Genomic DNA, 20,896 nt, shown 5'->3' on the forward strand with positions numbered 1-20,896 from the left:
TGGAAGGAAAGTGGAGTGATAGTAGCTAGTGCAGGCATGTTAAAGGGCGGTCCAGCAGTATATTATTTTAAAAAATTAGCTGAAAATCCTAAAAACGGTATTTTCCTAGTAAGTTATCAAGCAATAAATACACCAGGTAGGAAGTTGCTAGAAACTGGTAAGTTTGATGAATATTCTCCATTACTTAAAGCTAGATTTGAAATATTTGATTTCTCAAGTCATGCGGGCAAAGATCAATTGCTGGAAATCGTTAAAGCTTCTAACAACTTAGAAAAGGTTGTACTAGTTCATGGTTCTTATGATAATCAACAACACTTAGCAGACTTAATAAAAGAGAAAACCGGAGTTGAAGTTATTATTCCTGAAAATGGACAAGAAATTAAGTTGTTTTAACGTTATTACTCGTTAATTATCTGTCTTAATGGATGTATTTAAGTTTGTAGCTTCGTAATTAAGATGATATGATCATACTATTTATCCATGCGTCTAACTTCGAGTTTAATGTAAAGGAAAGAGCTATAGAAAGTGCTGAGGAACCAAAAATATCATCTTTGAAAGTTGAAAATACGTTAGTTTGTTTCACTACTGTGGAAAAAGGAGATGATTCTGAAATTGTGAAATTAGCCGTGAAAAATATTTTAGACGTTCTAGAGAAAGTTAAAGCTGAGTCCGTAGTAATTTACCCTTACGCGCACTTATCTTCAAACTTAGCTGAACCTAAAGTTGCTATAAAAATTCTAGAGGAACTAGAGTCTTCTTTAAACGTTAAGACCTTCAGAGCACCTTTTGGATGGTATAAGGCTTTTTCAATAAGCTGTTATGGTCATCCATTGAGTGAATTATCAAGAAGGATAAGAAAGGTAGAGGAAGTGGAAAAGAGTGAGGAATTAAAGTATTGTGAAAAATTCGGATTTCCCAATTCGGCAGAGGCTACTTTCATGAAAAGGGCTATGATCGGTTATCTTAGAAATACGTTTAAACCGATTTATGAGGTGGAAAATGAAGAAGACGTAGAAGAAGGAGTTATGAGCGTAATATATAAATATGTTGAGGGAGGAAGAGTCTTACCTTGCATAAATGAGAATCCGCGTTTATTGGTGATTTATGGTGGTGTTAAAGAATTAGATCTTCCGAAGGAATTCAAGGATAGTAAAAATTCCATAAGAATATGGTGGATTGATAACAATAGGACTTATATCGACGTAAATAGGCTTATATACTACATAATTCTAGATAGCGTTAATAAAACCCAACCCCCCACATTACCAGATTGGTTAAGTCCAATACATGTGAGGATATTGCCGGTTAAGAAGGATTTCTTGAACTACGCAACAAATTTGGCTGAAAGATTATCAGCTAAGGGGGTAAGAGTTGACGTAGATGACCTAGAAGATGGTTTGGGTAATAAGATTAGAAGGGCTGGTACTGAGTGGATACCTTATACAGTGATCATAGGGGAGAGGGAAGTAAAGACTAATTCTCTCACGGTTAAGATTAGGGTTAGGAATGAGCAAAGGAGCATGACTGAAGAAGAGTTAGTTAGGGAAATAAAGGATGAAGTTATGCAAAGGCAAAACGTTCCTCTCTTGTACTCAAAGAGGGGGAAAATTATTGGTAGTGGTAGAGGCTAAAGTTCCGCTAAAGCTGACACTTTTTGGTGAACACGCTGTAGTATATAATAAACCAGCAATAGCTATGACTATCTCTGAGAGCTTGACTGTAAGGGTTAGCGATAATGACAAGTTCGTCTTAGTCTCACCGTCTTTGCACGTGAGGGGAGTTAAGGTCGACTTAAATGAAATGAAAGTGGAGAGCGATGAAACTAAGAAAGTGTTAAGGTATGTGATCGAGGTCTTAAATTATTTTGAGATGAAGAAACCAGCTAGGATAGAGATAGATTCCACAGTAGAACCATCAGTGGGTTTAGGAACTAGTGCTGGGGTAATAGTCGGTACTGTTTCCGCGTACTCTAAGTTCCTAAATATAGACTTGAGTAAAGACGAAATAGCACATATTTCTCATGAAATAGAGCTAAGAGTTCAAGGTATTGCAAGTAGGATGGATACTTATACTGAAACTTATGGAGGGCTGATTTATTTCCCTGAGGGGAGCAATGGATATGAGATAATAAGAGGAAATGTTAGCATTACAGCTGGATATATTAGGAGAAGTATGACTACTGCTGACGTATTGTGGAGAGTCAGAAGGATTAGAGAATATGATAGACAATTATTTGATTCAATAATTAGTGCCATAGGCGAACTAGTAGATAGGGCTAAGCTGTTAATTATGGAGGGAGGCAATGAAGACGAATTAGGTCTATTAATGTATGTAAATCATGGATTGTTATTCTCTTTAGGAATTACTTCTCCAGAAGTAGATGAAATAGTCTCTAGGGCTAGACAGTTAGGTATAAAGGGATGTAAGGTTAGCGGAGGAGGTGCTGGGGGGAGTATAATCTGTATAAAGTCTAATGAAGCTGAGGTCTTGCTAAAGAGTTATAATGCAAAAATTATCAACACTTCCCCAGTGAATAGAGGAGTAACGATTACAGTAATCAATTAGACTATTTTCTCTTTGAATCTTTATTTTCAACTTTTTCCTCCCTATATTCGAAGTTACTCTAATAGCTGATGGGTCTTATTTGTTTGGGAAAAATCTAATTTACTTCTTCTACTTTAATCATAAAATGTGTGTGGAATAATAGGGATAGTATCTAATGAGGAAAGTGATCAGATGGCGGATATTGTGATATCTTGCCTTAGTAGACTTGAGTATAGGGGTTATGATAGTGTTGGTGTTGCTTCGCTCTCTACTAGTATAGAGATAAGAAAGGCTAAGGGAACTGTAGATGAGGTGGTTAAGAAAAAGAGAATTTCTGAGATGAGAGGTTACGCTTTTTTAGGCCACACTAGGTGGGCAACTCATGGACCGCCAACAGACTATAATGCTCACCCTCATTCAGATTGCAAGAACGAGATAGCTGTAGTCCATAATGGTACGATTAGGAACTTTAAAGAGTTAAAGGATGAATTAATCTCTTTAGGACATGTGTTCAAGAGTGATACTGATACTGAGGTAATACCACATCTAATTGAAGAATACATGAAGAGAGGAATGGACTCGTATCAAGCATTTAAGAGCGCAATAAAGACTATTCAAGGAAGTTATGCTATTTTAGCGATAATAAGAGGAGAAAAGAGGATTTTTTTCGCTAGAAAGGATAATCCTTTGATAATTGGGATAGGTGATAACAAGAATTTCATTGCGAGCGATATTCCATCATTTCTGCCTTATACTAAAAAGGTAATAATTATAGAAGATGGTGAATTAGGATATATTACACCTAATAGTATATATATTGAAGATAATAAAGGGAATCCGGTTAACGTCTTATCAAGAATTAGAAACATTGAGTGGGACGCTTCTTCAGCTTCAAAAGAAGGATATCCGCACTTCATGATTAAGGAAATTCATGAAGAACCTACTGCCGTAAAAGACACTGTATCAGGCTTTTTAAATGATATGGAAGTAGTTAAGGAAGTAGCTGATGAAATTAAGGACTCGAATAGACTTTTCGTCATAGCAGCTGGCACGAGCTATCACGCTGGATTATATTTTTCATTGAAATTGGCAAGAGAAGGATTTACTGTGATTCCAATAATAGCTTCTGAGTACTATGTTTATAAAGCTAGAAAGGGTGACGTTGTATTAGCAATAAGTCAAAGTGGTGAAACACTAGATGTGAAAATGGGTATAAAGAAATTTAGGGAAGAGGGTGCTAAAATAGTATCATTAACTAATGTTATGGATAGTGCAATATCTAGAGAAAGTGATTATAAGCTTTACATGAGGGCTGGTCCAGAGATTGGCGTAGCAGCAACTAAAACTTTTACTTCAGAATTGGCATCACTTCTCTTCTTGTACTCTACGATTAAGGGAGAAAGTGTAGATTATCTATTCAACGCTCATGAACTAATAAGAAATGTGATAACTCAAACAGAAGGTTTAGCAAAGAAAATTGGTGAGGAATTAGCTAATAAGTCTAACATTTATTATCTAGGCAGAGGTCTTGATTTACCATTAGCTATGGAGGGAGCTTTAAAAATTAAGGAAATAGCTTACATACACGCTGAGGCATATCCTGCTGGGGAAAGTAAACATGGACCAATAGCCTTAGTTGAAAAAGGCTTTCCTATACTCTTCATTAACAATGGGGAATTGACTGAGGAGTTGGAGAAGAACTTTCAAGAGATGAAAGCCAGATCTGCAGTTACGTACGCCATCAGCGTGAACAAAAGTTTACAATTTTCCGAGCAAGAGATTTTAATTAATGCCGATGAGAGATTAGCTGGAATAGCTATCTCTCCAATTATACAAATGATAGCGTACTATGCCTCTGTGAGAAGAGGTTATAATCCAGATAAGCCTAGAAATCTAGCCAAGACTGTTACGGTTGAGTGAATATGAAGGCAATAGTTTTAGCAGCGGGAAAAGGAGAAGGTTTATTGCCTTATACTCAAAAATACCAGAAAGAGTCTATTACAATAGTTGGGAAATCTGTTATAAGTTATGTAATTGAGGGATTAAAAAGTATAGGCGTTAAGGAGTTTGTTATTGTAGTTAATGATAGGGGAAACCAGATAGAAAGTGAGATCGAGAAATTGGATATAGGTTTTGAAACTATTACACAGAAGAGGGCTGGTATCGATGGAGCGATACTTGATGGTATGGAAAAAATTGAAGATGATACTTTCATTTTGTCTTTCGGCGATATAATAGCTCCTAAGCCATTTTATAAGAGTCTTATGGACACTTACGTAATGAGCGGAAAAAAAGCAGTTATCTCAATTGTTCCGGTTAGCGAAGGAATGCAGACTTATGGATTGATAAAGATAGGTGAAAAGTTAAGAGTGGTTAGAGAAAACTCTACTTTAGCCTTAGCTGGAAGTTATATTCTGCCTAGAGGCGAATTTACATCACTATTAGATTACATTGATACTCTATCAACAAATGGAGAATTAGGTTATTTTATATGGTCAGAGGACTGGGTTGATATTGGCTATCCGGAGGATATTCTTTACGCTTTAGAGATCTTGTTAAAGAATAGAAGTACGATAGTATCGGATAAGGCTGAAATATCTAAAACTGCAATAATAGGAAAAGGAGTTATAGTAGAAGATGACGCTACAATAGAGGATTATGCAATAGTTAAAGGTCCAGCATATATAGGTAAGGGAGCATATGTAGGCTCTTATTCCTTGGTTCGTGATTATTCTGCAATTGAAGAAGGAGCTAAAATAGGGGCCTATTCTGAAATAGCACATTCTTTAGTAGAACCCCTCGCTGAAGTTGGTTCAAAATCTTATCTCACTTATTCTATAGTTGGAAAAAGAGCTAGACTAGGGGCTTCTGTCATAACATCCAGTTATCCTTCAACCTCCTTAAAAAGACCTAGATACAATAAGTTAGGTGCTCTGATATCTCCAGAAGCATTAGTAAAACATGGAAGTGTATTAGAAATCGGAGCCAAAATATGAGATATTTTTCTTAAAAAATAAAATCACTTATTTATCCATCTATTACCTTCTTCTTAGCAATACTACTGCTATTATGACTATGACTATTATGACTATGACTATCCCAATTAGTAATGGAGTAGATATGTGAGCTGTTGTTGTCGAAGTAGTAGATGAGGTCGTTATAGTTGCTGAGGTTGTTGAAGTCGTTGGTGTGGTAGTAGTTATAGAAGAAGTTGTAGAAGTAGAGGTTGTAGTTGAAGAAGTAGAAGAAGTTGTAGAAGTTGTGATAGAAGTTGTAGAAGTAGAGGTAGTTGAAGAAGTAGAAGAAGTTGTAGAAGTGGAAGTGGTTGATGTTGTGGTTGTTGAAGTTGTGGTAGAGGTAGTTGATGTGGTAGTAGTAGAAGTAGTTGAAGTTGAGGTCGTTGTTATCTGCGGGATTATTCCAGTACTTATTGTCCCTGTAGGAGTAACATAAGTTATATTAAGCTGAAAACTTGAACCAGTGTATTGTTCTGGAATCTTTAATTCAATAGATGAGTTTGTATAAGCAAATTCAGCATTATTACTTCCATAATACTGTGCAGATCCACTTGTACCGCCTGGTAATGGTATACTAACAGAATAATTCATTAACTTAGTGATAAACTTAGATAATGACGAAGATTGAGGTATAACTTCCACGATTACTTTATCTTCCTTACTAAATGGATACTTAGACAAAATGTAGGTATAATTATTGAATGTGGTAAATGATACTGTAATCCCGTTGGATGTGTAAGTATTACTAGTCACTATAGTTCCGTTAAGTCCATAACTTATATTTACGAAGATAAAGAATGGTAAATAACCTAATACTTGATTGTAATTAGATATATTGTAAAACTCTATATAACTAAAGAAGTAATACAAACCTTGAGGTATGTATGGTGGTACCTTAATTAGGACAAACGATGAGTTAGAAAAAGGTGCTTGTAAGTTAATGGGAAAACTGTAGACATAGTACATATTTGTAGAGAAAACTGGTGAATCTGTGAGAGCTTCTTTACTCGCATTCCAATTTATTATCTTAGCCATAGTAAGATTTACGGTATAACTTGCTCCTTGTTCACCTTTAATTAATAGTTGACCTACCGAATTATTTAGAAGAACCTCACCATTCACCAAACTTGATACTTTTATGACATTGACGATTAACGATTGACCACTAACGTATATTACGTTCTTCCCAACTGGTAATGAGAGCGTTTCAGACTTGTATGAATATGGTCCGAGGCTTAACGTACCCTGCTGATTACCGTTGAGATATATGGTTACTGTTTCTGAGGTTGGATTATCATTTATAACGTAGAACGTAAATGATGCTGAAGATCCAGTTGTAGGTATCGATATTGGAAGGTAACCAGATGGTGCCAAAAATATATTGCTAGCACTCTGATCTTGCGAAAACACTATTGGTATCGAGATTGCAGATATTATAATAATTACAGATATTAAACTAAAGATAATTAATTCTCTTAGTCTTACTTCCATCACTTTATGCAAACTCTTATCACAAATAAATTCTTTGCTTAGTGGTATTACGTCCATTTTAACTATATTCTATAGTTTACATTCTGTTTGATAGAAGATTACCAAACAAATTTCTATTAAATCTCCTAATGAAATAATAGTATAGCTTATAAATTATATGGCTCATCGCTTAACGTAAAAATCTACTTTTAATGAAGTTTTCCAAGTAATAGATAAATTTGTTTATATAAATTGTAATTCTACTCTCTGCCTTTGCTCATCACTTTAAGATATTCATTTCTTAGATCCTCTAACAGTAGATGAGTGTATATTTGAGTAGTTTTTATATCTTTATGACCTAATATTTTCTGTAATGTAAGAACATTCATACCCCTTTTTAAGGAAAGTGTGGCAAAGGTATGCCTTAGAATATGAGGTCTTAAGTCAATTCCAATTTTTTTCCCTAGTCTCTTCAATTTACGATAGACTGCATCGTAAGTTAAATCGAATAGTTTATCCTCTGATTTCTTACCTTTTATATACTTCTTTAGTAATTTAGAAGTTTCTTCAGTGAAGAAAACTACTCTTTCCTCACCGTTCTTAGTGTTTCTAACTCTAATCATATTAGTCTTAACGTCTATATCTCCTACTCTAATTGAAAGTAATTCATTGGCACGTAATCCTGTATCAAGAAGCAGTCTTATGAGTAACTTATCTCTTGCCCTCTTACATGCCTCTAATAATTTAGTAATTTCTTCTTCAGTTAGCGCTCTTACCTCTTTTCTTTTAACCTTAGGTATAGGCGGTTTGATACTTACGTTAAGCCATTTAAGGAATTTTCTTACAGCTATTACATAGTATCTAGCCGTCACGCTTTTTGCCCTTCTCCTCTCTAAGTCATCACCTTTTATCTTACTTTCTCTATTTAGAAGATTTGCGATCCATTTGTTGACATCATCTACTGTTACCTTCCTTGGATCTTTTTTTACGAAATCAAGGAAGTCTTTAACGGCAGTAGAGTAAAGCTTTATTGTACCATCCCCTGCTCCAGCTACCATCAAAGCGTTGACAAAAGCTTCATATGGATCTCCATCCTCCGGAGGAGATCCTAAATCCAACTTCACGTTAAATATATATCAAGTATAGAGAAATATAAAATGCTATACTCGATATTACAAAGTGAGGAAAGCCTCGCCCTTTAGGCGGAGATGATAAAGTTTTTAAATCCAATTCTGTTTGTAGATGGAGGGGTTCTCTGAGCCTCTCGACACATAAGAGATGTAATCACGAATCGATGAGGGGAGACCTCTAAGGGGAGAAAGTCGAGATTAGCAACTTATTTCCCTATTTTTCACTATTTGAGGTGTGAGAATTAATTTGTTTATCAAAATATAATAAAACGAATATCTAAATAAAAAATTTAAAATTTTTATATTCTATTGCCAATTTTTCCATATGACCATTTGGTATACCGGAACGGGAGATAAAGGAAAAACAAAGATTCCTTCAGCAGGAGAAGTTTGGAAAGATGAGGATATAGTTAATGCTTTAGGAGATATAGATGAATTAAACTCCGCATTAGGAGTCGTTTCATCATTATATCCAGAATTGGGAGAGATCATAAAGAAAGTACAGTCAGACCTTTTTTCAATAGCTTCTGAAATAGCTGGATTTGATCTAAATTTTAACGAAAATGAAATATTATGGCTAGAAAACAAAATAAACGAATTCTCCTCTGTGATCCCTCCCTTAAAGAATTTTGTTTTACCAGGTGGGCATTTAGCCTCCTCATTCTTACAGTTATCAAGAGCTATTTGTAGGAGAAGTGAGAGAAGTGTAGTAAAGATCATGAAATCTGGAAAGGCTAAAGAAGTACACGTTAGATACCTGAACAGACTATCATCCTTATTGTTCGTAATTGCTTTATGGGTAAATCAAAAGACCAATAACCCTAATACTATATGGAAACCTTGACCCCTATGCCTCTCCTTACAGCTTCTTGGTAAGCTACATATGCAGTCAAGTTATCTTCAGCTGAAATTCCTACGGTTTTAAAGATTGAAGGAAGTTCTATACTAATTCCCTTACTTATAACCTCCCCTATTTCAGTAACAAGCTTACCATTAAGTAATCCGCTCTGTTTAGGGATTATGTAATCACCAGTTTCCTTGGATACAGCTTCTAGTGAATCTACAATGTAACTTTTAGCCTTAATTATCGTATCATCATCAATTTCCCTAGAATTCGGAGTATGAGCCCCTATACTTGATACGTGGAAAACGTTTTTTAAGTATCTTCCTAGCACTACTGGTGTTTGGGAAGACGTCGTGGAGAATATGACGTCAGACTTTCTGAGAAGAGTCTCTAGATCAACTGGTTCTGCACCTATCTTTTTAGAGAACTCTATATGCGACTTCCGAGAAGTAACAAGCAATTTCTGCACCTTAAGATATGATAAGGAAAGCATGGCGTGATAGTATGCTTCAGTTCCAGCTCCTATAATGCCTAAAATACCTATATCTTTAGATTTTAATGAGATCTCAGTTGATAAAATACTTGCTGAAGCAGTACGTATCGCGGTTAACGTATTTCCATCCATTATAGCTAGAGTTTCTCCAGTGTCTGGAGACATTAATATAACTATTCCTTGGACTGTTGGTAATCCTAAACTCTTGTTTTTCTCTATAACATTTACTATCTTAGTTACAAAGGATTTCTCAGTAGATGAGGGCATTATCCCCCACCAGTTATCTTTTATTGTTAAGACTACCCTTTGAGGTTGAGTAACTTTCCCTTCTGAATAGAGTTTAAAGGCTTCTTTTACCGCATTTACAGCTATTTCAGCTTTAAGGATTTCATTTAAATCTTTAGATGATAGGATTATCATTATTGATTAAACATTAAATAAAACCGTTAATAAGTTAAGCTTTTCCAAAAAATCTCCATCTGAGCATTTCACTAACATAAGATGCTAAATCTTTAACACTATTGAATGAAGCAGTTTGTAAATGAAGGTATTCAAACTTAGCTTGATTCTCTAACATTTTAGCTTGAAGCTCTTTCACTTTACCTGACTCAAGAATACTCTCAAGTTTTTCCTCAGCCAAGTTACCTACGATTTCACCATTTATGTCATCTGGGTAAGGAAGGTCCCCATTAGGATATACAGTAATCGCATAACTAACCAGCCTATTAGGAACTTTGCCAATTATAGCATTAATGAAACCCCATGAATTATTTAATGTGGCACCATATTTTCTCTTTAATTCAGATAAAACTTTATAAAACTCGTAAGGATCTGGTGCTAACTTGACTTTGGAGCTAGGATAATCAACAGCTGGCATTGCTAGTATCTTATATCCACATTCCTTAACTTTCTTTACTTTTTCTTCTAATTTATTTAAATTATATCTTGTTACTACTGTTTGAACATTTACCTTCAGACCGTATTTTCTGAACCTGCAAAGGTTATCTAATTCCTTTACATTCCAATGATACTCATCTATTGAGTAATGTAAGAAATCTATGTTATCAGCTAGTTTAACTAAGAAATTCTCATCTTTTAGCCTATATCCATTAGTAGTTAGCATTACATAAAATGAACCGTCATGGGCGTAACTGAGTAACTCTAGTATATCTGGTCTTAATGTAGGTTCTCCGCCTTCAAATGATAAAACCACAATCGATGAGTCCTTTAAGTTGTCTATTATCCTCTTAATCCTTTCCTTACTACCTTCTCCTAGCTCTCCTGAATAATATGAGGGAGAGCAAAAGGTACATCTTAAGTTGCATCTAGATGTAACCTTAAAAGTAGCGTACGCTGGCTTAAATGGGTCTTTAAGTATTTGTGTTGAAATGAACCATTTTATAGCCTTTATATCCCTATTCATAATTTTAAGAACCTCCTAGTATGCTTTAAATATTCTTCAGCATTCTCATCAATTACTTTAATCTCATCTTCTTTTAACTTTTTAACTACCTTAGCTGGAACTCCAACAGCTACACTATATGGGGGAATTATAGTACCTTGTGTTACAACAGCCCCTGCTCCAATAATTGAGTATTCTCCGATTTGTGCACCATTAAGTAATATAGCTCCCATTCCCACTATAACATGAGATGATATTTTAGCCCCATGAATTACTGCATTATGTCCTATAGTAACTTTATCTCCAATAATAACTGGAAAACCGTAGTCTGTATGTATAGTAGTATTTTCTTGTACGTTAGATTCCTTACCAATCTTTATAGAGTCATTATCTCCCCTTATTACAACATAATGCCATATACTAGTTAATTCTTCAATTTCAACATCCCCTATAACATAAGCAGTGGGATGGACGTATGCTTTTTCCGAAACCTTAGGCTTTTTTCCGAGGTATTCTTCAATAGGCATATATAAAAAACTTTCAATCTTTCTTTATTAGTTTAGCTATAAAAAATCCAGTCATTTGATGAATATTAGGGTGAAATCTAATCTCATATTCGACTGAAAATCTAGGATCTTCTACTACTTTCTCGTTCTCCCAACTAGTTACCGTGCAAGTAGAGTATATTAAAACTCCACCTTTCCTTAAAATTTTGTAAGCAGAATTAATGAATTGCTTTTGATAATTATGAAAGTTCAAGATGTCTTCTTTAGATTTTTTATCATATATCTTAGGTCTTACACCTAATGCTGAACATGGGGGATCAATGATCACTTTATCAACATCTTTAATGTTAAAGTCTTCATAAAGGTATCTTGAGTCTGCTTTATAAACTTCTATTTTCATGTTCATTTTACTAATCAACTCTCTTAACCTAATTACCTTCTTTTCAGTGTGATCAAATCCTATTACCCTAGCCTTAGGCTGAAGTTGATAGATATAAGTTAGTTTACCACCAGGATAGGCGGTCATATCAATTATAATTTCGTTAGGCTGAGGATCAAGTAAGTGAGCAACATACATTGACGCCTTACCTTGTGAATAAGCTATCCCTTCCTTTATTATGTCCAGCTCAGATATCTTTGGGGCTGAGTAGACAGAGTTGGTAACTTTAACTACTAGATTATTACGTAATCCATTATAAATTCCTTCAGCTATCGGAATTCCATTATCACTAAATACGGTAACCTCTTTTTTCGGGTTTACTATTTCAACTTTCTTCACACCAGGTCTGTAAACATTAGCTCCCAGAATCACGCTTTCTGCAGTCTTCTTGTCCACTATTACCTTATTATCATATATATTAACTTTACTAGGACCCTTCACTTCAGCGTAAATTGCCTCTTCAAAGTCTTCGTCTCTCTTAAATTCACTATACTCGTTTAGTATGGCTTCTACACTGGTTTTTAGTGAATTAACTCTTAAGTATAACCTTGGATTAGGCTTCTTTATAGACTCTAGGAAATCTCTGACGTACTCGCCATAAACCTCTTCTAAATCTTCCATCACGAATTCGTCATACTCCAGAATACCTTAGCACCCTCATTATTTGGCTCTGTTACAAATCCTCCAAATCTTGAAATTAACTCTTCTCCTTCCCTTTTAGAGTTAATAAAAGTGTAGATTGCAGGACCAAATGATGAAAGACCTGCAGGAAATCCTATTTTATTCATTTTAGCCATGAGATCCTTTACCTCGTCTGATTGCATCGAAACCTCTATTTTCTTAAAACCTAGGTTTTGGATTAACGATATCGCATCTAAAGCTCCTTCAAGATCTTTTTCTATTACTGAGGGGATTAACTCCATTAGTATCACCCTAGCTAAGGTATCAATTCCTTCTAGTTTGGCATTTTTAAAGGCTTGCAATTCTTGAACACCGAATATTTTCTTACCTCTAGAAGGAATATTCACATATACATTCCACGGAAAGTTGTATCTGGCTATTAGAGGGGGTGGTGGTGATGAAGAGAAGTCAGAGGGCAAAACTTCCTTCTTAACCTTAAGAGAATGCCCACCATCAACGACGAAGCCTCCATACTCAAAGGCGTAAACACCTACACCAGAGGTCCCGCCTCTCTTAACTAATTTAGCTAATTCATATGATTTTATTTTCATAAAATTGTATTCTGCAGATATTTTCGCTATGGAAAGTAAATATTGTGTAGTATGCCCTAACCCAACGTGCTCTTCGTAATCCTCGTCTATACAGATTTTAGGTACCTTGAAGGGAAGAGAAATACTAGGAATAAAACAATCACCGGTCCTAATTACTATTCTAGGATACTTCAACGCTACACCTACTCCTCCATCTAACCTGCCATATTTTCCCTCTAGATCTACCAACGTAATATGTATTCTTGAGAGTCCTAAGAGTTTTATCACATGAATTAATAAGTTTAGAAAGATTATAAAGGGAATGATGAGTCTAGCCTCACTATTGTATAATTGGTATGTAAAAACGCCAAGCAAGACGTTTCTCGTAGACAGAAGTTCCTCCTTAACTTTCGAACAGGTCGTCGAGAAAGTAGCTAAGGTAGCTTCCAACATTTCGGCTGGAGATACTGTAGTACACTTGATGTTTAATTCTATACAATCAGTAATTAACTATCTTGCGATATATTGGGCTGGAGGTAAGGTAGTAGCTGTAGATCCGTTAACTAGTGCAGAAGATTTAAAGTTCATTTTGGATGATGCTCAACCAGACTTAGTGCTAACGGATGAGGAAATAGCTAAGAGAGAAAAAGAGGTTTTAAAGGATCAGAAAGTTATTGTAAATAAAGTAGAAAAGGAAGTGTTTTACAAACCTTATGAGTATAGAGACGATGAGGTCGGGTTAATTTATTACTACGCTGGAATAGCTGGAAGGACTATGCAAGTCTGGCATAGTGCAAATAGAGTGGAACTTAATTCTGCCGTGCTGTATTCCTCTTTAGGAATTAAGGAGATAAGGTCAATACTCACAGTTCCTATAGCACACGTGTTAGGAAATAGTATTTTAGGGATTACGTTAGAAGCTGGAGGATCCATGTATGTTATGACCAAATTTAATACGAGCGAAGCTATAGAAGCTATTAATAAGTATAACATTAACTATCTTTCAACTGTTCCCACGGTTTATGACTACCTTAACAACGAAGGGCAAGGCAATCTAAATAGTCTGGAATTGTGCGTGAGTTCTGCAGCTCCGCTTTTTCCAACTACTGTAGAGAACTTTAAGAGAAAGTATAAAAAAGACATAATCCAGCAATATGGGTTTACAGAAGGATTAATTCTGACTTTTCAGCCTAAAGAGCTGGCTGGGAATATATCTATAGGAAGACCCTTACCTAATGTGGAGATCAAGATTGTAAAAGAGGACGGGAGTGAAAGTGACGAAGGAGAATTGTTAGTGAAAGCACCCTGGTTAATGTTAGGATATAAAGATCCAAAAGAAACAGCTAAGGTTTTCAGAGATGGTTGGCTGATGACTGGGGATTTAGTGAAAATAGATAATAACACTGGTCTGCTTTATTTCAAAGGTGTTAAGAAGAGGATGTTAAAGTTTAAGGGATATCCAATATTTCCTAGGGACTTGGAGGAAATCTTGAAGAACCACCCACTAGTTGAAGAAGTAAAGGTTGTAGGAGAAGATGCCGGAACCCTAGGACAGCAACCAGTTGCATTGGTTAAGCTTAAGGAAAAAAAGCCTAATGTTGAAGAGGAGCTATTAAACTATGTAAATTCGAGAGTAGCGTTATATAAAAGGTTGAAAAAAGTATATGTGGTAGATAAGATTGAGTGAAGAAATAGATTCTTTAATTAAGGAAATTTCTGAGAAGTTACAAAAAAGAGCTGAGGAATTTGGAAAGAAGGGCGAAGACGTAACAGTAGTTTTAAATGAAGAGAATTTCGACGAGATCATTAAAAATAATAGATTAGTATTAGTGGACTGTTGGGCTGAGTGGTGTGCCCCATGTCACCTTTACGAGCCAATATACAAAAAAGTAGCTGAAAAATATAAGGGGAAGGCAGTATTTGGAAGGCTTAATGTAGATGAAAATCAAAAGATTGCTGACCAATATAGCGTCCTAAATATTCCTACTACACTAATATTCTTGAATGGTAAACTCGTTGATAATGTAGTCGGAGCTGTTGATGAAGATACTTTAGAGAGTGTTATAAAGAAATATTTAGAATGATCGAAGTAAACGTGAGAAAGAAGATTCAAAATTTTTTTCTTGATGTAAATTTTTCAGAGAAAGGAATAATTGCAATAACTGGTAAGAATGGAAGTGGGAAGAGCACATTACTGAACATTATATCAGGTGTTTTGCCTCCAGATGATGGATATGTAAGAGTCGATGGTCAAGATATTACGAGATTACCGATAAACAAGAGAAATATAGTTTTAGTTACACCTCAGAGTTTTATTCCCAATTTACCGGTGAAAAAACATCTGATCTGGGGGGCAAAGTTAAGGGGGATGAAGATAAAGGGAGATGAAGTAAAAGAAGTAAGTAAACTATTAGGTATAGCAGATTTAGAAAAGAAAGTTGGTCAATTAAGTTTAGGGAACAAGGAAAAAGTGTCCCTAGCAACCGCACTTATAGCCAAACCTAAATTGATTTTAGTTGATGAGGCTTTTAGCAATATTACTAACAGAGAAGATTTTATATCAATATTCAAGGAACTATGTAAGAGAAATGGGATACAGTTAATTTATGTCAGTCAAAATGTTGAAGATACAAAATTTTCAGATCATCATTACGTCATGGTGAATGGTTCTCTCCATAAAGTGTTCTAAAACATTTATCATTAAAATGAAAGATTTCTAACTCTCTTATGATAAAATGAACATAAGAAACTGAAAAGTTTTTATGATAATATCTAGCAATCTTTTTATACCAAATATACATAGGCACAAATCATGCCAAGTAGTACGGATGATATACTCAAATTCCTAAAGGAAAATAATATAAGATGGGTAGACCTTCAATTCACTGATGTACCGGGTAGGTTACATCATATAACTATACCTAGTAGTGAAGTTGATGAAGAGGCTCTAAAAACTGGCTTTGGAAAACTAGATGGAAGCAGCATAAAGGGATTCACTACAATTTATGAAAGCGATATGGTTCTTTTACCAGTACCAACTACTATGACATTAGTGCCTTGGTCTCCAAGTTTAGCCAGAGTGATATGTAAGGTCTTCTGGGGAGGAGGAAAAGGAAGATTTGAGAGAGATCCAAGATTCGTAGCTGAAGAAGCTGAGAAGTATCAAGAAGGTGAAGGGTATACCTCATTTTACGGACCAGAGCTAGAGTTCTTTATATTCGATAAAGTAAAACTTGATGTTAGTACGCCTCAATCCGGGACTGGATATAAGATTGTTGCAAGAGAAGCCCCATGGAGTGATAGTGGATCATTTATGATAAGATATAAAGAGGGTTACTATCCAGCTCCACCAGTTGATCAATTAATGGATGTAAGGATGGAAATTGTGGATACACTAGTTAAATATTTCAACTATACTATCGAAGCAACTCACCATGAAGTAGCTACAGCGGGACAAGGTGAAATAGACTTTAGGTTTTCTACTTTAGTAGATACGGCTGATAAAGTACAGACTTTAAAATACGTAGCTAAAAACATTGCAGCAAAGCATGGCATGGTAGCTACGTTTATGCCAAAACCAATCTACGGAGATAACGGTACTGGAATGCACACTCACTTAAGTTTGTGGACAAAGGATGGGAAAAAGAACTTAATGTACGATCCAAATGACGAATATGCAGAGATAAGCCAATTTGGAAGATACGTAATTGGAGGATTATTGCATCACGCTAGGGCATTATCAGCTATTGTCTCACCTAGTGTAAATAGCTATAGAAGATTAATACCAGGCTTTGAAGCGCCAGTATATATAGCTTGGAGTAAATCTAATAGAAGTGCGGTTATAAGAGTACCTGCCTATTATAGGGGAATGGAGAAAGCAAAGAGAATTGAATACAGACCACCAGATCCCTCAACTAACCCATACCTAGCGTTTGCTGCCTTACTCATGGCTGCAATAGATGGAGTTAAGAAAAAGATGGACCCAGGTGATCCAGTAGATGAAAATATATATCACTTAACTCCAGAAAGGAGAAAACAATTAGGGATTAAAGAATTACCTAGATCATTAGATGAGGCTTTAGATGAGTTAGAGAGCGATAAAGAATTCTTGAAACCAGTGTTTAACTCATCCTTATTGGATACATATATTGATTTAAAGAGAGATGAGGCTAGAACTCTACAAGGATACCCACATCCAATGGAATTATACTTCTACCTAGATTCTTAAAAAGGTATAAATATTCCAGAATTTCTTAGATTATTTTTGAATTCTTTTATATCCAGATAATAGTCAAACTCATAATTTTTTAATGAACTAAGCAATATGGGGTAATCAATATTTATTAACGCAGCATAATCTTGAGCCCATCTATCTGGTGACGACTTAAACCAAGAAAACGAATCCTCATATATTCTCTTAATTTTCTCATAATCTAAACTCTCTCTAGCTGCCAACGTACAACAGTGAAGAGGAATAAATCTATGAGACTTGTAACCTTTTCTTTCGAGAATTGAAAGATACGGCTCCCAGATAGCTATACCGTTAACTACTCCTCTCTCTAAATAATTTATCATTTCATTAGGATCGTTTGAAGGGATTATTTTAACATTATTAAACTCGTTGAATGTCCATATTTCCATGCTCGACATTACAGTAGTTGCTATCGTATCACAGACTTTACCAATAACTCCTCCACCACCTTTTGCTCCCCCACCTATTATTTTAATATTTCTAAATACTGTTGAGAAAAATAACTGTGTAACTATTGGTGATAATCCAAGGTCTAGTTTAGCTTCTACTAGATCCCTTGTGAGATCAATACCATTAGAGTAAACCTTTACCTTAACCGTAAATCCAAGTTCGTTTAACTTTTTTATGAAGGGTATTATGAAGGGATACTCAGCTGCCTTAATTATTCCTAATTTTAAGAATTTATTTGAAGATAAAGATACTTCTAAATTTTTGCCTATTAACTTTCTTCTAGTAATTATTCCGTTTTTTCTAGCTCCGAAAGAATCTCTGATAGCCTACTTTTAGAGATACCAGATAGCTTTGATAGTTCAGACTGCGGTAAAGATCCTCTTTCTCTTAAAATAGAGATAATCTTATCTTTACTATTCATCTAATATATAATTTTCCAAAAACTCTATAATAAGTTTACCTTATTGGTATTATCTAATATTCTAAGAACGTGGTTACGCAATGATCTATTGGTCTTAAAAAGCCCTCTATAAGCTACGGAAACTAGATTAGCTTCTCTATCCTTAACTCCTCTAACGTATGAGCACATATGTAAAGCGTCTCCAATTACCATAACTCCTTTAGGCTTAATATCACTATTCATTATTGCATCAGCTACCTGCTCCACTAGCCTCTCTTGAATTTGCAATCTACTAGCATAGTAATTAACAATTCTAATTATCTTACTGAAGCCCGCTACTTTCCCTTCATCCCCTACAATATAAGCTACATTAATTTTACCAATAATAGGCAACATATGATGCTCGCATAGTGATGAAAAGTTTATATCTCTAACTATTATTATCTGATCTTCGTGATTTCTAGAATCTTCTTCACTTAAATTAAATACTTTAATTTTAGGTGGAGATTGTCTGAGTCCATTCGTCATTTCCAATAGCGCTTTAGCTACTCTTTCTGGCGTTTCCCTTAAGCCTTCCCTTTCCGGATTTTCTCCTAATAGTTCTAGTATTTCCCTTATTCTTTTAGCGATTTCCTCTACTAGTTTTTGATTTTCTATTTCTGTTTCCTCCATACCGTTTATTATTCTATGATGAAACCCATTATAACTATTTTGTTAAAAAACTTCTACAATAGTTTATAAGTAGTTTCTAAAACTATAGGTTTACCTTTAGTTACTATAAGTGTATCCTCTATTCTCACTCCAAACTTTCCTTTTAAATATATACCAGGTTCTACAGTTATTACCATATTTTCTCGTAACACATCTCTCGAGTTAATCGAGATTGAAGGGCTCTCATGGATTTCAACACCTACTCCATGCCCAGTGGAGTGTATAAAGTACTTCTGATAACCTGCTTTTTCAATTACCCTTCTCGCGATTCTATCTATTTCTGAGGCATTTACTCCATCTCTCACTTGATCAATAGCTTCTAATTGTGCTTGAAGAACTATTTCATAAATTTTTCTGGCTTCAGTATTGTTAAAAATGAATGTTCTAGTACTATCGAAACAATACCCTTGATATTTAGCACCTATATCGAAGAGAGCTATATCATTTTTACCTAAATATCTATCCGTAGGTACATGGTGAGGGTAAGCAGTATTCTCCCCAAAGGCTACTATGGAAGGAAAAGCGTAGTCCTCAGCTCCCATAGACTTCATCGTCATATCAATGACTCCGGCTATTTGCTTCTCTGAAGCCTGATTTGTTAATCTTTCCATTCCCATCTTCATGGCGCCAGAAGTAATTTCCCCTGCTCTCTTTATCCTTTCTAATTCGTCCTCATCCTTAATAGCTCTCATACTAATAATTTCATGAGAAATATCTATTATTTTATACTTCTCAGAAAGACCCTTATACGTGTTTGCATCTATCCAGTTAACGTCTAAGAGTAAAATGTCGGAATTAACAATTTTTTGTAGAGCAACAAATAAATTACCCTCTATTACATTTTCAAATATTTTAGAGGGGTAGTATATTAATATATCTATATCCTTTACCTTATCTGCTCTATACATTTCTAATGCCGGCACTAATAGCGTAAATCTAGAATCGCAATATACCAATGCCCCAACGCCTTCATACTCTAGGAAATAGTATAGATTAGGATACCCTAATACAACTGCACAATATTTTCCTTTATCTTCCAAAATAGCCTTGAGCTTGTTAAGTCTATTCATAATTTATACTTAAAATTAGGCTCCCTAATAGATATTGCTATACTAAATGCTCTACTTACTAGCTGTTCCTTTATCTCTTCTGCGAAGTCTTCCTTGAAGACGTTTGAGATATCTATTATGTTATCTTCTTTATATAGACATGTCTTTAATTTACCGTCTACTGTCAGTCTTATTCTATTACATCCAGCACAGAAAATTGGATTAGCATATGGCTTTACTACTTCTACTATTAAGCCAGAGGGTAAAACGTAACGAGGCCTAAGATGTTTTTTTCTAACTTCTCTCTTTATAGCTATCTTAGATATGTATTCCTCTAGTTCATTTAGCTTTTCATGCTCGTTGAAGAAAACCTTACCTAACCCTACTGGATGAAGTTCAATTAAATGTACCTCATTAACTCCTAATTTTTCGGCTAATTCTAAGAACATTAAAGCTTCATTAATATTACGCTTATTCACCACATAATTTAACTTAACTGGTCTAAAGCCTGTCTCTATAGCTCTTCTAACTCCTTCTAAGATTTTATCAAATGCGTCAACCCCTGTTATCTTCTTAAAAGTTTCCCTAGATACTGCATGTAAACTTATGTTTATTCTATCTAAACCAGCTTCTTTTAATTTAGGTGCTAAATCTCTCAACAAGAAACCATTAGTGGTCATTGAAACATCTTGATAGCCTAGTTCTTTAAGTCCTTTGATTATTTCAATTAAATCACGCCTTAATGTAGGCTCGCCACCAGTTAGTTTAACTGATCTTATACCAAAATCTCTAGCAACTTTAGCTACTAACAAAATGTCCTCTAGCCTTAATCCATTACTTATCTCGTCCTCTCCTTCCATATGGCAGAAGAAGCATTGAAAATTGCAAGCATGCGTTAATGTTATCCTTAAATCGTCTAAAGGTCTACCAAATCTATCAATCATTATTAACTTTTTTACCTTTGCTAATTATAAACAT

The 20,896-nt window shown here is 35.0% G+C and carries 20 protein-coding genes and 1 pseudogene; 10 read left to right on the plus strand and 11 right to left on the minus strand.

Annotated elements, in window-relative coordinates; genetic code table 11:
• The 5 genes from DMP16_RS00870 to DMP16_RS00890 form a co-directional block, all read left to right on the plus strand.
• On the plus strand, positions 1-393 hold a 393-nt coding region (locus DMP16_RS00870; RefSeq protein WP_221929523.1), incomplete at its 5' end, for an MBL fold metallo-hydrolase.
• Positions 394-461: 68 nt separating this feature from the next.
• Positions 462-1,631 (plus strand): threonyl-tRNA synthetase editing domain-containing protein, encoded by a 1,170-nt coding sequence (locus DMP16_RS00875; RefSeq protein WP_069282367.1) that lies wholly within the window; start codon positions 462-464, stop codon positions 1,629-1,631.
• The gene (mvk, locus tag DMP16_RS00880) at positions 1,555-2,565 is read left to right on the plus strand and encodes a mevalonate kinase (RefSeq protein WP_143576827.1); all 1,011 of its coding nucleotides are present in this window, start codon (positions 1,555-1,557) and stop codon (positions 2,563-2,565) included. The genes DMP16_RS00875 and mvk overlap by 77 nt, the downstream gene beginning before the upstream one ends.
• A 126-nt stretch (positions 2,566-2,691) precedes the next feature.
• On the plus strand, positions 2,692-4,464 hold the full coding sequence (gene glmS, locus DMP16_RS00885) for a glutamine--fructose-6-phosphate transaminase (isomerizing) (protein WP_069282369.1): 1,773 nt from the start codon (positions 2,692-2,694) through the stop codon (positions 4,462-4,464).
• A gap of 2 nt (positions 4,465-4,466) precedes the next feature.
• Positions 4,467-5,540 (plus strand): NDP-sugar synthase, encoded by a 1,074-nt coding sequence (locus tag DMP16_RS00890; protein ID WP_069284577.1) that lies wholly within the window; start codon positions 4,467-4,469, stop codon positions 5,538-5,540.
• Between the two features lie 42 nt (positions 5,541-5,582).
• On the opposite strand, the gene DMP16_RS10795 is transcribed toward DMP16_RS00890, so the two are convergent.
• Positions 5,583-7,052, minus strand: a complete 1,470-nt coding sequence (locus tag DMP16_RS10795; protein ID WP_156770056.1) for a hypothetical protein — start codon at positions 7,050-7,052, stop codon at positions 5,583-5,585.
• Between the two features lie 239 nt (positions 7,053-7,291).
• Positions 7,292-8,155: a site-specific tyrosine recombinase/integron integrase gene (gene xerA, locus DMP16_RS00900; RefSeq protein ID WP_069282371.1), complete on the minus strand. Its 864-nt coding sequence runs from the start codon at positions 8,153-8,155 to the stop codon at positions 7,292-7,294.
• A gap of 331 nt (positions 8,156-8,486) precedes the next feature.
• On the opposite strand from xerA, the gene DMP16_RS00905 reads away from it, so the two are divergent.
• Positions 8,487-9,005, plus strand: coding sequence for a cob(I)yrinic acid a,c-diamide adenosyltransferase (locus DMP16_RS00905; RefSeq protein WP_069282372.1), 519 nt, complete (start codon positions 8,487-8,489; stop codon positions 9,003-9,005).
• Here the strand turns inward: DMP16_RS00905 and DMP16_RS00910 are convergent.
• From DMP16_RS00910 to DMP16_RS00930, 5 genes are read right to left on the minus strand one after another with little or no spacing between them, the layout of a single operon-like run.
• Positions 8,989-9,918, minus strand: a complete 930-nt coding sequence (locus tag DMP16_RS00910) for an ornithine cyclodeaminase family protein (RefSeq protein ID WP_069282373.1) — start codon at positions 9,916-9,918, stop codon at positions 8,989-8,991. The two genes, DMP16_RS00905 and DMP16_RS00910, sit on opposite strands and share 17 nt — an antisense overlap.
• 34 nt (positions 9,919-9,952) lie before the next feature.
• Positions 9,953-10,921, minus strand: coding sequence for a radical SAM protein (locus tag DMP16_RS00915; protein ID WP_069282374.1), 969 nt, complete (start codon positions 10,919-10,921; stop codon positions 9,953-9,955).
• Positions 10,918-11,427 (minus strand): DapH/DapD/GlmU-related protein, encoded by a 510-nt coding sequence (locus tag DMP16_RS00920; protein ID WP_069282375.1) that lies wholly within the window; start codon positions 11,425-11,427, stop codon positions 10,918-10,920. Before DMP16_RS00920 ends, DMP16_RS00915 begins: the two co-directional genes overlap by 4 nt.
• Positions 11,428-11,440: 13 nt before the next feature.
• Positions 11,441-12,466: an RsmB/NOP family class I SAM-dependent RNA methyltransferase gene (locus DMP16_RS00925; RefSeq protein ID WP_143576828.1), complete on the minus strand. Its 1,026-nt coding sequence runs from the start codon at positions 12,464-12,466 to the stop codon at positions 11,441-11,443.
• The gene (locus DMP16_RS00930) at positions 12,466-13,344 is read right to left on the minus strand and encodes a beta-ribofuranosylaminobenzene 5'-phosphate synthase family protein (protein WP_069282377.1); all 879 of its coding nucleotides are present in this window, start codon (positions 13,342-13,344) and stop codon (positions 12,466-12,468) included. Before DMP16_RS00930 ends, DMP16_RS00925 begins: the two co-directional genes overlap by 1 nt.
• A 37-nt stretch (positions 13,345-13,381) precedes the next feature.
• Here DMP16_RS00930 and DMP16_RS00935 point away from each other — a divergent pair, with 37 nt between their 5' ends.
• From DMP16_RS00935 to glnA, 4 genes are all read left to right on the plus strand, one after another.
• A complete protein-coding gene (locus DMP16_RS00935) occupies positions 13,382-14,743 on the plus strand; it encodes a class I adenylate-forming enzyme family protein (RefSeq protein WP_069282378.1) in 1,362 nt (453 codons plus the stop codon).
• On the plus strand, positions 14,736-15,140 hold the full coding sequence (trxA, locus tag DMP16_RS00940; protein ID WP_083216347.1) for a thioredoxin: 405 nt from the start codon (positions 14,736-14,738) through the stop codon (positions 15,138-15,140). Before DMP16_RS00935 ends, trxA begins: the two co-directional genes overlap by 8 nt.
• The gene (locus DMP16_RS00945) at positions 15,137-15,745 is read left to right on the plus strand and encodes an ATP-binding cassette domain-containing protein (RefSeq protein ID WP_069282379.1); all 609 of its coding nucleotides are present in this window, start codon (positions 15,137-15,139) and stop codon (positions 15,743-15,745) included. Before trxA ends, DMP16_RS00945 begins: the two co-directional genes overlap by 4 nt.
• A gap of 123 nt (positions 15,746-15,868) precedes the next feature.
• Positions 15,869-17,284: a type I glutamate--ammonia ligase gene (glnA, locus tag DMP16_RS00950; protein ID WP_069282380.1), complete on the plus strand. Its 1,416-nt coding sequence runs from the start codon at positions 15,869-15,871 to the stop codon at positions 17,282-17,284.
• Here glnA and DMP16_RS00955 read toward each other — a convergent pair.
• From DMP16_RS00955 to moaA, 4 genes and pseudogenes are all read right to left on the minus strand, one after another.
• A pseudogene (locus DMP16_RS00955) lies at positions 17,281-18,179 on the minus strand (winged helix-turn-helix transcriptional regulator). The gene glnA and the pseudogene DMP16_RS00955 sit on opposite strands and share 4 nt — an antisense overlap.
• A gap of 24 nt (positions 18,180-18,203) precedes the next feature.
• Positions 18,204-18,830, minus strand: coding sequence for a GTP cyclohydrolase I FolE (gene folE / locus DMP16_RS00960; protein ID WP_069282381.1), 627 nt, complete (start codon positions 18,828-18,830; stop codon positions 18,204-18,206).
• A 53-nt stretch (positions 18,831-18,883) separates the two neighbouring features.
• Positions 18,884-19,939: an aminopeptidase P family protein gene (locus DMP16_RS00965; protein ID WP_069282382.1), complete on the minus strand. Its 1,056-nt coding sequence runs from the start codon at positions 19,937-19,939 to the stop codon at positions 18,884-18,886.
• Entirely contained in the window at positions 19,936-20,862 is a 927-nt protein-coding gene (gene moaA, locus DMP16_RS00970; protein WP_069282383.1) for a GTP 3',8-cyclase MoaA, read from the minus strand. The genes DMP16_RS00965 and moaA overlap by 4 nt, the downstream gene beginning before the upstream one ends.
• Between the last annotated feature and the right edge of the window lie 34 nt (positions 20,863-20,896).

The organism is Sulfolobus sp. B1, from assembly GCF_007050195.1.
In the GTDB taxonomy this organism is placed as follows: domain Archaea; phylum Thermoproteota; class Thermoprotei_A; order Sulfolobales; family Sulfolobaceae; genus Saccharolobus.

What these genes read in the sequence shown, in the direction of transcription:
- DMP16_RS00945 (WP_069282379.1), top strand. Translation starts at nt 15,137, where the DNA reads ATGATCGAAGTAAACGTGAGAAAGAAGATTCAAAATTTTTTTCTTGAT.
- DMP16_RS00965 (WP_069282382.1), bottom strand. Translation starts at nt 19,939, where the DNA reads ATGAATAGACTTAACAAGCTCAAGGCTATTTTGGAAGATAAAGGAAAA.
- DMP16_RS00920 (WP_069282375.1), bottom strand. Translation starts at nt 11,427, where the DNA reads ATGCCTATTGAAGAATACCTCGGAAAAAAGCCTAAGGTTTCGGAAAAA.
- glnA (WP_069282380.1), top strand. Translation starts at nt 15,869, where the DNA reads ATGCCAAGTAGTACGGATGATATACTCAAATTCCTAAAGGAAAATAAT.
- DMP16_RS00905 (WP_069282372.1), top strand. Translation starts at nt 8,487, where the DNA reads ATGACCATTTGGTATACCGGAACGGGAGATAAAGGAAAAACAAAGATT.
- DMP16_RS00915 (WP_069282374.1), bottom strand. Translation starts at nt 10,921, where the DNA reads ATGAATAGGGATATAAAGGCTATAAAATGGTTCATTTCAACACAAATA.
- DMP16_RS00890 (WP_069284577.1), top strand. Translation starts at nt 4,467, where the DNA reads ATGAAGGCAATAGTTTTAGCAGCGGGAAAAGGAGAAGGTTTATTGCCT.
- DMP16_RS10795 (WP_156770056.1), bottom strand. Translation starts at nt 7,052, where the DNA reads ATGGAAGTAAGACTAAGAGAATTAATTATCTTTAGTTTAATATCTGTA.
- DMP16_RS00875 (WP_069282367.1), top strand. Translation starts at nt 462, where the DNA reads ATGATCATACTATTTATCCATGCGTCTAACTTCGAGTTTAATGTAAAG.
- DMP16_RS00935 (WP_069282378.1), top strand. Translation starts at nt 13,382, where the DNA reads ATGAGTCTAGCCTCACTATTGTATAATTGGTATGTAAAAACGCCAAGC.
- DMP16_RS00910 (WP_069282373.1), bottom strand. Translation starts at nt 9,918, where the DNA reads ATGATAATCCTATCATCTAAAGATTTAAATGAAATCCTTAAAGCTGAA.
- folE (WP_069282381.1), bottom strand. Translation starts at nt 18,830, where the DNA reads ATGGAGGAAACAGAAATAGAAAATCAAAAACTAGTAGAGGAAATCGCT.
- mvk (WP_143576827.1), top strand. Translation starts at nt 1,555, where the DNA reads ATGAAGTTATGCAAAGGCAAAACGTTCCTCTCTTGTACTCAAAGAGGG.
- DMP16_RS00925 (WP_143576828.1), bottom strand. Translation starts at nt 12,466, where the DNA reads ATGGAAGATTTAGAAGAGGTTTATGGCGAGTACGTCAGAGATTTCCTA.
- moaA (WP_069282383.1), bottom strand. Translation starts at nt 20,862, where the DNA reads ATGATTGATAGATTTGGTAGACCTTTAGACGATTTAAGGATAACATTA.